Origin of the sequence: Psychrobacter urativorans (genome assembly GCF_904846695.1) — a bacterium.
Lineage (GTDB): Bacteria > Pseudomonadota > Gammaproteobacteria > Pseudomonadales > Moraxellaceae > Psychrobacter > Psychrobacter urativorans.
Window position 1 is genome coordinate 61459 of sequence record NZ_CAJHBR010000009.1, and the last position, 14778, is coordinate 76236.

At 41.3% G+C, this 14778-nt stretch carries 13 protein-coding genes; 9 read left to right on the forward strand and 4 right to left on the reverse strand.

Annotated features, from left to right (window positions below; all coding sequences use genetic code 11):
• Nucleotides 1-27: 27 nt before the first annotated feature.
• Both JMY09_RS07780 and JMY09_RS07785 read right to left on the reverse strand, forming a co-directional pair.
• Nucleotides 28-657, reverse strand: coding sequence for a CoA transferase subunit B (locus tag JMY09_RS07780; protein ID WP_201623030.1), 630 nt, complete (start codon nucleotides 655-657; stop codon nucleotides 28-30).
• Nucleotides 658-703: 46 nt separating this feature from the next.
• On the reverse strand, nucleotides 704-1417 hold the full coding sequence (locus tag JMY09_RS07785; RefSeq protein WP_201623031.1) for a CoA transferase subunit A: 714 nt from the start codon (nucleotides 1415-1417) through the stop codon (nucleotides 704-706).
• 346 nt (nucleotides 1418-1763) lie between these two features.
• Here JMY09_RS07785 and JMY09_RS07790 point away from each other — a divergent pair, with 346 nt between their 5' ends.
• The 8 genes from JMY09_RS07790 (at nucleotide 1764) to lysM (ending at nucleotide 9658) form a co-directional block, all read left to right on the forward strand.
• Nucleotides 1764-3245, forward strand: coding sequence for a GntP family permease (locus JMY09_RS07790; RefSeq protein WP_201623032.1), 1482 nt, complete (start codon nucleotides 1764-1766; stop codon nucleotides 3243-3245).
• Nucleotides 3246-3526: 281 nt separating this feature from the next.
• A complete protein-coding gene (locus JMY09_RS07795) occupies nucleotides 3527-4846 on the forward strand; it encodes a short-chain fatty acid transporter (protein WP_201623033.1) in 1320 nt (439 codons plus the stop codon).
• Between the two features lie 316 nt (nucleotides 4847-5162).
• Nucleotides 5163-5753, forward strand: coding sequence for a YceD family protein (locus JMY09_RS07800; RefSeq protein WP_201623034.1), 591 nt, complete (start codon nucleotides 5163-5165; stop codon nucleotides 5751-5753).
• 341 nt (nucleotides 5754-6094) lie between these two features.
• A complete protein-coding gene (gene rpmF, locus JMY09_RS07805) occupies nucleotides 6095-6277 on the forward strand; it encodes a 50S ribosomal protein L32 (protein WP_201623035.1) in 183 nt (60 codons plus the stop codon).
• Between the two features lie 448 nt (nucleotides 6278-6725).
• Complete coding sequence (gene fabD, locus JMY09_RS07810) at nucleotides 6726-7691, forward strand: ACP S-malonyltransferase (RefSeq protein ID WP_201623036.1); 966 nt, start codon at nucleotides 6726-6728, stop codon at nucleotides 7689-7691.
• Nucleotides 7682-8416, forward strand: coding sequence for a 3-oxoacyl-ACP reductase FabG (gene fabG, locus JMY09_RS07815; protein WP_265088008.1), 735 nt, complete (start codon nucleotides 7682-7684; stop codon nucleotides 8414-8416). The genes fabD and fabG overlap by 10 nt, the downstream gene beginning before the upstream one ends.
• Nucleotides 8417-8681: 265 nt before the next feature.
• Complete coding sequence (acpP, locus tag JMY09_RS07820; RefSeq protein ID WP_201623038.1) at nucleotides 8682-8918, forward strand: acyl carrier protein; 237 nt, start codon at nucleotides 8682-8684, stop codon at nucleotides 8916-8918.
• A 230-nt stretch (nucleotides 8919-9148) separates the two neighbouring features.
• Complete coding sequence (lysM, locus tag JMY09_RS07825) at nucleotides 9149-9658, forward strand: peptidoglycan-binding protein LysM (protein ID WP_201623039.1); 510 nt, start codon at nucleotides 9149-9151, stop codon at nucleotides 9656-9658.
• 313 nt (nucleotides 9659-9971) lie between these two features.
• On the opposite strand, the gene queG is transcribed toward lysM, so the two are convergent.
• A complete protein-coding gene (gene queG / locus JMY09_RS07830; protein WP_227677231.1) occupies nucleotides 9972-11102 on the reverse strand; it encodes a tRNA epoxyqueuosine(34) reductase QueG in 1131 nt (376 codons plus the stop codon).
• A gap of 281 nt (nucleotides 11103-11383) precedes the next feature.
• Here queG and JMY09_RS07835 point away from each other — a divergent pair, with 281 nt between their 5' ends.
• Entirely contained in the window at nucleotides 11384-13222 is a 1839-nt protein-coding gene (locus JMY09_RS07835; protein ID WP_201623041.1) for an NAD(P)H-hydrate dehydratase, read from the forward strand.
• Nucleotides 13223-13284: 62 nt separating this feature from the next.
• On the opposite strand, the gene JMY09_RS07840 is transcribed toward JMY09_RS07835, so the two are convergent.
• Nucleotides 13285-13776 carry a DUF4124 domain-containing protein gene (locus tag JMY09_RS07840; RefSeq protein ID WP_201623042.1) on the reverse strand — a complete coding sequence of 164 codons (492 nt, stop codon included), beginning with the start codon at nucleotides 13774-13776 and terminating at the stop codon, nucleotides 13285-13287.
• Nucleotides 13777-14778: the final 1002 nt, after the last annotated feature.

The window sequence follows — 14778 nt, forward strand, 5'->3', positions numbered from 1 at the left end:
TATTGTGGCTATCTCGTGAGATAATAATTATTTAATAATAGTTACTGGCGTTTTTTGTTGCAGCTCTTCAAAGCTGATACCTTCTGCTAACTCAACCAGTTTTAGCCCTTTATCAGTAACATCGAGCACCGCCAGCTCAGTAATAATACGGTCAACCACACCTTTACCCGTTAATGGCAGTTCACACTGAGCAAGGATTTTTGGATCGCCATGTTTATTGACTTGCTCCATTATTACGATGATGCGCTGCACGCCTGCGACTAAGTCCATCGCACCGCCCATACCTTTGACCATCTTACCCGGGATCATCCAGTTAGCTAAGTCACCTTTCTCTGAAACTTCCATCGCCCCTAAAATCGCAAGGTTAACGTGACCACCGCGAATCATTGCAAATGACTCAGAGCTGCTAAAGTAACTGGCACCTAGTGCCGTCGTAACAGTCTGCTTACCCGCATTTATTAGATCAGCGTCGACATTTTCTGGCGTTGGGAACTCACCAATACCTAATAGGCCATTTTCTGATTGTAACCACACATCCATACCTTCTGGAATATAGTTAGCAACTAGAGTTGGCAGACCAATACCCAAATTCACATAATAACCGTCTTGTAGTTCTTGCGCTGCACGCTGCGCCATCTGCTCTCGTGTCCAAGCCATAGTATCTTCCTTAATTTTTATAATATTCACTTGTCTGTAGCATGAATTAAACGCTCTCAACCGCTTTAGTCGTTATCTTTTCAATACGCTTTTCAGGGCTGCTATTTAGCACAATACGCTGCACAAAAATGCCTGGTAGATGAATCTCGTCAGGGTCAAGTGCACCAATCTCTACGATTTCTTCGACTTCAGCAATAGTAATCTTGCCTGCCATTGCACAGTCTGGGTTAAAGTTACGCGCAGTTTTATTAAAGATTAAGTTACCTGCCTTATCTGCTTTTTGCGCTTTAATTAGAGAGACATCGGCACGTAATGAATGCTCAAGCACATAAGTGCGACCGTCAAATTCACGGGTTTCTTTACCTTCAGCGACTAAGGTGCCAACGCCGGTTGCGGTATAAAATGCCGGAATACCTGCACCACCTGCACGCAGTCTCTCAGCAAGTGTGCCTTGCGGGGTGAGCTCTACTTCTAGTTCACCAGCTAAGTACTGACGCTCAAACTCTTTATTTTCGCCTACATAAGAGGAAATCATTTTTTTTATTTGCCGAGTCTGTAGTAATAGACCAAGACCGAATTCATCAACTCCTGCATTATTACTGACGCAGGTCAAATCTTTAACCTCACTATCACGCAGTGCTTCAATCAATGCTTCAGGAATACCGCATAGACCAAAACCACCGATTGCGAGCGTTTGTCCGTCACGCACAACACCACTCAGCGCCGCTTTTGCGCTGTGATACACCTTTGATTGACTCATGCTTATCTCCTTGCAAGTCTCGTTTTTATTATTTACATTGATTTATTATGGGTTTCGCTCATTCAAGCAAATACTAGATTACTAATTAGTCTTACATTTAAAGTAATAAATTTTATATCACTATAAAATACAGAGTGTAGCCGTAACAACTTAACATATAATTCTAGTAGCGACTAGAAGATAGTATGAAGCGCCTACAGGGTAGAGCAGCTTGATCAATATAGGGGAGATAATTACACTATTTAGCTAGAATAACGTTGGATAAAATACGTTAAGTTTAATCTTATTGACCTATTTTTCTATGCACTGCATACTCTCAAGCTTAGCTTAGCCAAGGAGGGCGGTCATGTTTAGCACACTTGCTATTGTAATTACTTTGTTATTATTGATGTTCTTTGCCTACCGCGGTTATTCAGTGCTAATTCTAGCACCGATTATGGCTGCTTTAGCCGTCTTATTTTCAGGTGATTTTTTAAGCAGTATTCCTGCCTATACCGATGTGTTTATGGGCGCATTGAGTGGTTTTCTACTCAAATTCTTTCCTATATTCTTACTAGGCGCACTGTTTGGCCGCTTGATGGCAGACTCTGGAGCGGCAACAGCGATCGCTAACGGTGTAGTCAACAAACTGGGCGCAAACAAAGCTATTCTTGCCGTAATTTTGGTTTGTGCCATTTTAACTTATGGCGGTGTCTCGCTATTCGTTGTAGCCTTTGCCATCTATCCTATCGCTAAAGACCTATTTAAAGCTGCTGATATTCCTAAGCGCTTGATTCCAGCCGCTATTGCCTTAGGCTCGTTCACCTTTACCATGACGGCACTACCAGGTACACCAGCGATTCAGAATGCTATTCCTATTCCTTACTATAATACCAACGTCTTCGCCGCGCCTATCTTAGGCATCATTGGTGGGACGATTATGTTTATGCTGGGCTGGTTATGGCTACAGTCACGGGCGCGAAAAGCCAGTGCTATGGGTGAAGGCTACGGTGAGCATAATGAAGATGCAGATTTGGGTAGTATTGATATTGAAAAAAAATCCGCTAACGATATGCATAATAGCGATGTCAAAAATCATAATGGGCAAAGCAATCTAGCAGCTACTGCTGAAGCACGCGATACTCATCACACTTCGTTCCTAGTTGCTATGATACCGCTAACACTAGTCATTATTCTTAATGCCCTTCTTACTTATGCCATCTTTCCTTCAATGGATTTCAATGATTTGCAAACTCAGTTCCCAGATCTTAATATCGCAGGATCACTGGGACTATGGTCTATTATTATCTCGTTGGTCGTTGCCTCTATAGTATTGATTGTGATGCGTATCGGTCATTGGAACGATCTACAAAAAACCATTAACCGTGGTACTTATGATTCAATGCTGCCTATTTTTAACACAGCCTCAGAAGTGGGTTATGGTGCTGTTATTGCCTCACTTGCTGGTTTCATTATTATTCGTGACAGTATCTTGAATTTAAGTCCTGAAAACCCGTTAATTTCAGAAGCGGTAGCAATGACCACTCTTGCTGGTATTACTGGTTCCTCTTCTGGTGGTCTAAGTATTGCGCTATCAACGTTGGGTGAGGATTATTTGCAGATGGCGCTCAAAGCTGGTATTGATCCAGAGCTCATGCACCGCGTGGCTGTCATGGCCGCAGGTGGACTTGATACCTTACCGCATAGTGGTGCAGTTATCACCTTGCTAGCCATTTGTGGCTTGAGCCATAGACAGTCTTATCTCAACATTGCTATGGTCACTATGGCAATCCCGCTCGTTGCCGTAGTGGTAGTGATTACTTTAGGTACGCTGTTTGGTTCGTTTTAACTATCAACTGCATTTTACAGCTTATATAAATAAAAATTAGTTAAATAAAAAGTATTTAGATCATGATAGGTAGCTGATTACTATCTTTTTTTATATAAGAATGACTGCGAATGTTTGTAGAGCGATAGAACTCTACAAAGCCTTTTTGTGTTGAAAGGTGATAAGGGCAGTTTGAGAAGGCAACCTAGTGTTAGAAAACAGCTTTTTATTGAATAATTAACAATAAGAAATTAGCCAGCACTAACAAGGAACTGGCAGTTTTGACAAAAGGGAGTTAGGAAATGAGAGGAATCACACGTTTCTCAAATAATTTGATGGAAAAGTATTTACCGGATCCTTTCTTATTCGTCATTATTTTAACGGTAGTCATCTTTGGGTTAGGCTTAGGCTTAACCGATTCTTCAGCTGTACAGATGGTGGCGTTTTGGGGTGAAGGGTTTTGGGCGTTACTGGCGTTCTCAATGCAGATGGTGCTGGTACTAGTTACTGGTTTTGTCTTGGCAAGTAGTCCAATATTTAAAACAGGATTAGGCAAATTGGCAAGTTTCGCCAATTCGCCAGGTAGTGCGATTATCTTGGTAACCTTAGTATCGCTTGCAGCCAGCTGGATCAACTGGGGATTTGGATTGGTTATTGGTGCGTTATTCGCAAAGGAATTAGCGAAGCGTGTTGAAAATGTCGATTACCGTTTGTTGATTGCCAGTGCTTATTCTGGATTTATAATCTGGCATGCTGGGTTTTCCGGATCTATTCCGTTGTCAATTGCGACAGAAGGACATCCGTTCGTTGATAAGATTGGTATCATTCCAACAAGCGCAACCATTTTTGCGAGCTATAACTTAATCATTGTTGCTGCGTTAGTTATTACTGTACCTTTACTAAACCGTTTGATGATGCCGAGCAAAGAAGATACGGTTACAGTAGATCCCAAAGTCCTTATGGATCCAGTCATTGAGGAACTCCCTGCAAAATCGGCTATGACACCAGCAGAGCGTATAGAAAACAGCTGGGTCTTATCAATGCTCATTGGCGCAATGGGCATTGCCTTTATCATTTATTATTTTGTGCAAAATGGATTTGCGTTAACACTCGACTTAGTTAACTTTATATTTTTGTTCCTAGGCATTATATTCCATGGAACGCCTCGCAAATATCTGATTGCGGTTCAAGAAGCGGTCAAAGGAGCGGGCGCCATCATCGTTCAATTTCCGTTTTATGCCGGAATCATGGGTATGATGACAGCATCCGGTTTGGCCGGAGTCATGTCAGACGCGTTCGTTAGTGTTTCGACAACGGACACTCTGCCGCTTTTTGCCTTCTTAAGTGCAGGACTCGTCAACTTTTTTGTCCCTTCAGGTGGTGGACAGTGGGCCGTTCAAGCACCCATTATGTTAGAAGCTGCCGAAATGCTTGGCAGTGACCCGGCGAAAGTTGCCATGGCTGTTGCATGGGGCGATGCTTGGACTAATATGATTCAGCCGTTCTGGGCCTTGCCAGCACTGGCAATAGCTGGACTCAAAGCTAAGGATATCATGGGGTTTTGTGTGATTGTACTGGTTGTCAGCGGAGTAATCATTGGTTTGGGATTGTTGTTTTTGTAAATAAATACTAGCGTTTTAGCCTTGCCTATTTTATGGGTGAGGCCTTTTTGTGAATATAAATTTATACAAAAAAAAGTAGTTTAATTCTAAGCTTTGGGGTCTAGCTTTTAAAAAATCAGCGCTATCGCTAGTCAATAAAGTAGTAAAATCAGGAGGCAGTACTATCTAATAATATTGAGCCGTAACTTGTCCTTATAGCCTGAAATTGGCCACTGTCAGTGGCAAAAATCGTAACATACTAGCGCTAGCGTCAAGAGACAGTTTCCGTTAGTATGGCAGGCAATATTATACTCCTTTTTGATCGTTGAGACCGCTTATGTCAAACCCTAAAGCTAGCATTGCAGCTGATGTTCGTCCTGACAGCAGCCAAGCGCTTGACTCAGCAACTATGCCTGAAACTATCTCGTTAGATAAGTGGGCAGATAGTGGATTTGAGTGGACAGGAGAGGTAGCGCCAGCGACCTTTAGTCGTCTTACCACGCTATTAAGTGATGAGCACCAACAAAGCAATTTACAACTAAACGCGACGCTATACCGTCGTAATAATGTGCTGCACTTGGCTTTCACCTTAACTGGTGAAGTATGGCTTACGTGTCAGCGTTGTCTGCAACCGATAGCTATAGATCTTACGGATGACTATAATATCGCGCTGTTGGATGATGAAAGCCAAATAAACATGGTTAATGAAGAGCAAGATTACTTAGTACTAGACGAAGTCATTACTGAGCCTGCGCCTGAACGTTTACTGCCTTTTAAAAAGTTAGTTGAAGATGAAATATTGCTTAAAGCACCAATGGCGCCCAAGCATGAAGATTGCGAAATGGGTGTCGAGCAAGTAGGTGATATTCCTGAAGAAGAGACCGAAAATCCTTTTGCCGCTCTAGGAGCACTAAAAGGTAAGCTATAGTCGCTATACTTCGATTTACTACTAGCTGATAAAGTCTTAAGAGACCTTTTGTGGTCTTTGTATAAAAGTGTTGCTGGCAGGGCTTTATTATTTAGTTAAACATGCGTATAATGTCCGGTTTATTGCATACTGACAATACCCTGTTTGCCAAGCACTACTGATTGAACGGATTTATCCATAGAGTTTAGATTCGATCAGCGGTTTATTGCAAGTAGTCACCCTTTTAATTCAATGGTAGGTCAGCTGGTGATAATTGTGATATAAATTATCATATAAGCCCAAGCCAATATCCATTAAAGCTGAATTTCAAGCTTACCCTTTTTAAGCATAGGAGCTATATCATGGCTGTTCAAAAAAGTCGTAAAAGCCGTTCTCGTCGTGACATGCGCCGTTCACATCACCGCATGGAAATTGCTGAGCTAAGCATAGATGCCACTACTGGTGAAAAACATCGTCGTCATCACATGACTAAAGATGGTTTCTACCGTGGTCGTCAATTGTTTAAAGTCAGTCAAGAAGCTTAGTTTATTGACTTAATGATAGTCTAGGCGGTTAGTTCCTAAGGTGTTTATCATCATTTGTAACTGCTGCTTATTACTATAATAAAGTCATAGCTATTGAGCTAATAAAAGCCAAGTTATTTCGCTACCATATATTATGTGGCTGGATAACTTGGCTTTTTATTATGTTTAATTTGTCCCCTTTAGTATTTATTACCGATACCTAGTTATTATTGTTACTATTATGAATAATAGGTGCAGGTCATAAACAGCGAATTTTTTATATAGTTATTGTTCCTAGGCTAGCTAGACTAGGAGAATAGCGCTCAGCAGTGTATAGTTTGCTACTAAGCATTTGCTATAATTCTCTTGCACCTATCTCGTTAATTATTATATCTAAATACGCAGTACACCTAATAAGATAGCAGATCTGTTCTAGTTATCTGCCCAATTTACTTAAGGAATATTGGCTATGGCATCGGCACCCGATACAGCACTACCGGCACCACGCATTGCGGTAATCTTCCCTGGACAAGGCTCGCAAGCTTTAGGAATGACTGCCGAGCTGAGTGAACTTTACCCACAAATTAAGGAAACGTTTGCTGAGGCTAGCCAAGCGCTTGGTGAAGATTTGTGGGCGATCTGCCAAGATGAAGACCTACTCAATCAAACTCAATATACTCAGCCAGCCTTGCTAGCAGCTAGTATTGCTATTTGGCGAGTTTTGCAAACTAAAATGACTGAAATGCCATGCTACTTTGCTGGGCATTCTTTAGGCGAATATAGCGCCCTATGTGCCTCTGGGGTGATCTCTTTTGCCGATGCGATACAGCTAGTCCATAAGCGTGGTCAGTTGATGCAAGACGCCGTTGTTGGTATTGATACAGCGATGGCTGCAGTGTTAGGTCTTGAGGATAGTAGAGTTGTCACTTTATGTGAGCAAGCTACTGAACATGTGGAAGAGGCGATAGTCGGGGCGGCGAACTTTAATAGTCCAGGACAAGTAGTGGTTTCTGGTAATGCTGCAGGGGTGAATGCCGTTATAGATAAAGTGCAAAACACTGGCAAAAAGGCTATAGCGCTAAAGGTAAGCGTGCCTTCACATTGCGCCTTGATGCAGCCAGCAAGTCAAGCACTCTCTGAAGCTTTGGCTAAAATAAAATTTGACCAAGCTACTATTCCAGTTATTCAGAACCGTCACGCTCATGTTGAAAGCAGCGCTGTAGGTATTAAGCAAGCCTTAACTGAGCAGCTTAGTGAGCCCGTATTATGGTCGAAAACTATGCAAGAGCTGGCTGATAAGCAAATTAATATTTTGATAGAATGTGGCAGTGGTAATGTGTTGAGTAACTTAGCTAAGCGCCAGGCTCATCCTATCGCCAGTTACCCAACCGACAAACCTGTTCGCTTAGACAAATTAATCGAGGTATTATCATGAGTCGTACGATTACATTAGTTACTGGTGCCAGTCGTGGTATCGGAAAAGCAGTAGCCAAACGCTTTGCTAAAGAAGGTCATTTCGTTATAGGTACTGCCACTAGTGACAAAGGCGCAACGCTTATCAATGACTATTTGCATGATTCTGGTGGTATTGGTCGAGTATTGGATGTGCGTGATGGTGCGCAGATCGAAAAGCTGTTTGAAGAGATTGAGAGCGTTTATGGTGCGGTACAAGTACTAGTTAATAACGCAGGCATCACTCAAGATGGCTTATTAATGCGCATGAAAGATGAAGATTGGGATAATGTCATAGATACCAACTTATCATCAGTATATCGCATGAGTAAGCGTGCTATCCGTGGCATGATGAAAGCACGTCGTGGTCGTATTATTAATATCAGTTCAGTAGTTGCTCAAATGGGTAATGCTGGCCAAGCTAACTACGCTGCTACCAAAGCTGGTGTTGAAGGTTTCAGCCGTACGCTGGCCCGTGAAATCGGTTCACGCCAAATCACTGTCAATAGTGTGGCTCCTGGACTTATCGAAACTGATATGACGGATGAGATGGATGAGCGTTTGCTCAACTCTATGCTGGACGCTGTGCCTATCGGTCGTTTAGGGCAGCCAGAAGATATTGCCACTGCAGTATTATTCTTAGCCAGCGATGAGGCTAGCTATATTACTGGCGCTGTAATACCAGTCAATGGCGGCATGTATATGTAGAGTGGATAACTAGTTACATTCAATCAACAAAAATCTGTGTGAACGAGTGTAAACTATAAATAATGGTGATATAATAACGGACACTTTTATGTCAAACCCTGTATTATAACAAGGTCTCAACTGACATCAAGTGTGCCCTAAAACCGTTGGAGCAAGTTGAGAGTGTTAATCTGACATAATTTGCCAAATTCTATATATGCCATCGGCTCATCTAAGCAGTCAGATGGTTATTTTTAAAAGTGATAAATAAAAGGGAGTTACCTACATGAGTAATGATACTGAGCAAAGAGTAAAGTCTGCAGTAGCAGAACAGTTAGGCATGAATGTTGAAGATATCAGCAATGAAGCTTCTTTTATGGAAGACTTAGGTGCTGATTCATTAGATTTAGTTGAGCTAGTTATGTCATTCGAAAGTGATTTTGGTATCACTATTCCTGACGAAGATTCAGCAGAATTAACTACTGTTCAAAAAGCAGTAGACTACGTACAAGCACAATTGTAATAACTTAATACTTTAGTAGATAGTACTAGACCGCTTATCTTTATAGATAAGCGGTTTTTTTGTGAGAAAAATATTATCCGCTTTACGTTTATCCATATTTTGCTACCGTATGAGTTAAATTTCCTTAACATTATTCAACAAACACCTACTATGTAATTTTTATTGGTTTGTTATACTTATTGTCAGAACAAGCCACAAACCTCAATAACAACAATTTAAGGAATAATTTAATGGGAATTTTTAGTTTCGCAAAGGATATTGGTGATAAAATTTTTAATCGTGATGATGCTAAACACGATGCCAAAAAAGAAAGTAAAGCAGATTCTAATACGCCAGTAAAAGATAGTGAGCCTTCTGCCCAGTCAGTAGCCAATATCTTGTTACGTCGTATTCAACAACAGAACCTTAACATCACTAACTTAAAAATTAAGTATGATGGATCTACTGATACTGCTGAAATCAGTGGTAACGCTAAGACTCAAGCAGATCGTGAAAAAGCTATCATCGCTATTGGTAACGTACAAAACGTAGCTAAAGTCATTGATAACATCGATATTGAAGAAGATGCACCTGAATCAACTATGTATACTGTAAAATCTGGTGACAACTTGTCTAAGATTGCACAGAGCGTATACGGTTCAGCTAACGATTATATGAAAATATTCGAAGCTAACAAGCCTATGCTATCTAGTCCTGACAAGATCTATCCAGGTCAAGTACTACGTATTCCTAAGCCATAAGATTTTAAATAAAACACTGTTTAGTATTAATTTTTTTAAATTAGTCACTATAATGCAAAAAGCGCCTCTTAATAGCTAAGAGGCGCTTTTTTATTAAATAGCTTTATTAAAGGCTATCTATTAATTAATTTTTATTAAATATGTTTTGATAGTAACTATTAGTTAAGGGCTTTTATTACCCTCATTTATTCAGTTTTTTACTATTGCCCTTTATTAATTAACGATTATTAACCATGAATAACAAAAAACCAAAAATGAAGGAGGGGATAACTCTTCATTCGAGGCAATAACTTTCTATTTAATGACTAGCCAGTTAGTCATTAGTGCTTATCTTTGCTTGCTGCTCTAATAAGGCCCAATCAATGTGCTCATCGAGCAAATCACCATGAATACCTAATTTAGCTTGTAATCGGCTTATAACCTCAGGATTACCAGCAGCATTGCCTAGACCAATAGCAATATTGCGTAGGAAGCTGAGGTAGCCAGTACGTCTAAGTGGGCTACCTTCTGTATAACGCAAAAAATCCGGCTCTTGCCATTGCCAAAGCTCAAGCAGACTGCTGTTATCTAACCCATGCCTAGGTGCAAAGTCGTTGACGGTTGTCAGCTGGGCATAGCGATTCCAAGGACAAATAAGTTGACAGTCGTCACAACCAAATACTCGATTGCCTATGGCACGGCGATACTTTATGTCGATACTGCCTTTATGCTCAATAGTCAGGTAGGAGATGCAAGCGGCGGCATTGAGTTCATGAGGGGCAACGATTGCTTGGGTAGGACAAATATCGATGCAAGCACTACAACTGCCGCAATGAGCAGCAATAGGCTGGTCATCAGGTAGCTCTAAGCTCATGAACAGCTCGCCTAATACAAAGAACGAGCCCGCTTGTTTATTCAATAATAACGTATGTTTGCCCGTCCAACCAAGCCCTGCGGCATCCGCTATCGGACGCTCAAATATGGGTGCAGAGTCGCTAAAAGGTCGAAACACAAAGTCGCTGTCAGCACCAATAGCCAAATGTTGCCACTCAGGAAGCATAGTTTCTATCTTTAAAGCTAATTGTTTGAGTCTAGCACGCATAGTCTTATGGTAATCACGACCTCGGGCATAACGCGCAATGATGCCGTGATTGGGGCGATCATTATCCTCAACAGTACGGGATTTTGGTGCTTGAGACAGGTAGTCCATGCGCACACTAATGATAGTTTTTGCCCCAGCCACTAGCTGATCAGGATGAGCACGCAGCTCATGGTTTTGATGCATAAACTGGAGCTGACCTTCATAGCCTTTAGCTAGCCAACGCTGTAACTGTTCCATCTGCTGAGTAAACAGTGGATGATGTACAGATAAAAACCCACAGTCGCCAAAGCCTAAGGCTTGCGCTTGTGCTTTTATCCATAGCTTGACATCATCGGCTGTCGCAAATGCGCCTTGATTGACCATTATAATATTGTTTTCTACATTTGTTACTGTGGGCTTAATAGTCATAGTGGGTAATAAATAGTAGCGTGAAAGAACAAAGTTAAGATCATTAAATGTATGCCATAGTGATAAGCTGCATAGCTTAGATGACTAGTAGTGTGAGTATAGCAGCTAATAATATAACCGCTAATAAATAGTCATTCATGTTATTAGACAATATCAGGTATGCTTAGATCAGCTTATTAAACTATCAGATAGCCGCTTAGAGATAGCCATTTTAAACCAGTCATTAAGGACTATGTATGCCTACTAAAAAACATCTATTAATTAGTGACCCAACAATGGCGATGGCAACTACTAAGTTACCTGTCAGCTTGTATGATAGTCAACAGCTCTATGCTATGGAACAAGCTTGGTTTGCACAAGGTTATGATAGTTTTGCGCTTATGCAACAAGCAGCTTGGCAAATGACTCAGCATATTATTCAACTTGAAGCGCAGCACTATCAACAGCTAGTTACTGCTGCATTAAGACAGGAGTACATTTATGCTGTTGTTGATAGAACGCCAAGTGCAATTATCTGGGTTGGTCATGGCAATAATGGCGGTGACGGTTGGCTAGTAGCTTATTATCTGCAACAAGCAGGCTGGCAGGTAACCGTACTGACAGTAGCTATTGACGACCTTAGTCATAACTGTAATGAGGAACAAGATGGAGATAAAGCCTCTAAAAATGAACCAATGCCAGACGCCATAAAAGCTCAGCAGTTGGCTTTGAGGGCAGCTGTTCCTTGTCTACGCTTCGAGGATCAGCAAGCTAACGCTATGGCATTTGCCTCTAACTTATCGGCTGATGTCTTTGTCGATGCGCTATTCGGTATTGGTCTAAATCGCTCACCAAGCGGTATATATAAACAAGCTATTGAGTGCTTTAATAAAGCTGCTAAACAGCATCATAACTATGGTGAAGCGCTAGTAGTGGCTGTAGATATTCCTAGTGGTTTAGTAGCTACAACTGGCCAAGTATTCGAGCGCCTAGCTATCGAAGCTGACGTAACTTTGTGCTTGATAGCTCGTAAGTTTGGCCTGCATACTAAAGACGGTATGGACTATGCGGGCGTCATCATCGATATCCCGCTGATACCTTATGGCAAACTAACAGCCGCCGCTACCTTATTAAGTACCGCACAGAGATTATCTGCGCGTCGCCAAAACAGTTATAAAGGCAGTTATGGTCATGTGTTAGTAATAGGCGGTAATCAGATAGAGGGCTCACAAGGTATGGGCGGAGCTGCTATCCTAGCCTTGGCTAGTGCTATGGCTACTGGGGCCGGTAAGATAACAGTAGCTTGTCATACCGCCTTTCATGGGGCGCTACTAACCTCGCTACCAGACGCTATGACTATTGATTTACATGATATTGCAGGAGTCAAAAGTCTCATTAAAGAGGCGAGTGTCGTGGCGATAGGAATGGGGCTTGGCCGTGATAAAAGTGCGGAAAATCTATTGGCCCACTACCTGCAAGCGGTAATGCAGCAAGATCATGCCATAGTAATCGATGCTGATGGCCTTTATCATTTGGCTTCATTACATAAACAAGGCCATAAAATAATTGCTCAGCTAAAACACTACTCTGTTACTCACCAAGTTTTCTTGACTCCGCACAGTGGCGAAGCAGCACGTCTATTAGATAAAGATATTATAGCTATAGAGGATGATCGACTAGCGGCGATAAAACAATGCGCAGCTACTTATGGTGGTGATTGGGTATTAAAAGGCGCCGGTTCTTTAGTTTTAGAAAAGGGGCTAGGGCAGGTATCAGAAACACAGAGTCAAGTTTATGTTTGCGCAGCTGGTAATGCGGGTATGGCAAGCGCTGGCATGGGTGATGTGTTATCAGGGGTGAGCGCTGGGTTATTGGCTCAACAAGACTTGAGCGCTGAGCAGCACAGTCTACGCCAAGCGGTACTTATTCATGGCCTAGCAGCAGATTTGTTGATGAACCAATTATCTGACAAAGGGGATAATAGTTTCAGCTGTACGGCAAACTTAGATAGACGACCCTTAATAGGTCAGCGTGGCCTGCAAGCACAAGATATGCCTGCGGCTGTTCGACAAGTTATTGCGCTAATTAGCCTTTAAATATCGGCTAATGATAGAGAGGGGCTAATAGTATTGGCTATCTAATCTAGCAATAGCATAGATTAACTGCAATATTGACCAATAGTTTGTTGTACTCGCTCACGTTTTAGTTCGATTTCACGACTGTCAAGATATTCACGCTTGCCACTAGCATCCGTCTCATAGATAGGGCCATTGGCATTGAGGTTAGTCAAGTTATTACGTAGTGTTTGACAGCGCTGAGCATTAGCTTGCGCTTCTTGATCTTTAATACGAGCTTCTAGCTGAGCCACTCGCTGTTGTTCAGCGCTTTGGCTATTATTAGTTTGATTAGCGTCAGTTTTACCGGCCAGCTGCCCTGGAGTATTCTGGCGGCCATCATTGCGAAACTCAATCGTTTCGATGCTCTCACCGTTTTTTGGCGGATGTTGACTATATTTGACTTCGCCATAACTGCCAATCGATTTATAAACTTCAACAGCGTGGCTAGCATTTATTGATAGTGCCCACATACTAATAGCCATTAATAGCATAAATAGTTTAGTCACATAATTCATCATAGATACTGCTGCCATAATAGCTGTCCTGTCGATTTAATATTAAAAGTATGGTAACGCCAAGGCCTACAGCCAGTTATCGATTCGAGCAATAGTAAGCCAAGCTTAGGAGTAAAACCTTAGGGCTTTGCATAGCCAATGCTTATATGCTAACTATTGATTCTAACAAAAAATACTTATCAATGGATATTATTTAATAACCATTAGTTGGGGATAGGCTTTATAATTTTTTCTTGACAATAGGGGCTAAACCGTTGAAACTAATCCTAGTTGGTTGGTCAGTGAGCGGCATTTACAATATTGCCGTAGCACTTGAAGATAAAGCCTATTTGGCTACTTATCAGTAGCTCTGTTGGTTTACCTTCTTTGTGGCAATAGCACAGTAAAGATAATCGTCATCATGACTATAATTATCAGCAGTGTTATTTGTCTCCGGACTTATCGGTCTACAATGACTAAGATAAACTTATTATTTACCATTATTTGTACTACTCATTAGCCATAGCTGTATTTGCTGGTTGTCATTACTGACATAAGCCTATATCAGGATAATGGTTTTTGCTAATTTGATAGATAGGATAGACAGCTTAAATGATAGTCAATAGGCTACTGTTAACCTGCAAAGGGCAACAGTTAGCGATAGCACAATCTACAATGATTGCTAGCTATATATGACTGTTAGGCCTCTCTACTTTATCGTTGAATATGAGTGTTTAAAATAATAATAAGCTTCTTTTTCTTTTATAGATGCGCTCGCATCTTGTCACTGTATCCGATAATATCCCATCACAAAGCTGACCCTATAAATTGTTATGTGCAAATAGCAGGCTAGCCTACAAAGTAGCGCTACTTTTACATAGTGGGTACATATTCTTATATAGACAACGACCAGCACTATTTTTAGGTACTATAACTACGTCTAAGCCATAACTGACGCCATTATAAATACTGACAAAACTCTGCTAGTCTGCGCCGTAAATAAAGGTGATGACAGTGACGCAAACTACTCAAAGTCCAAAT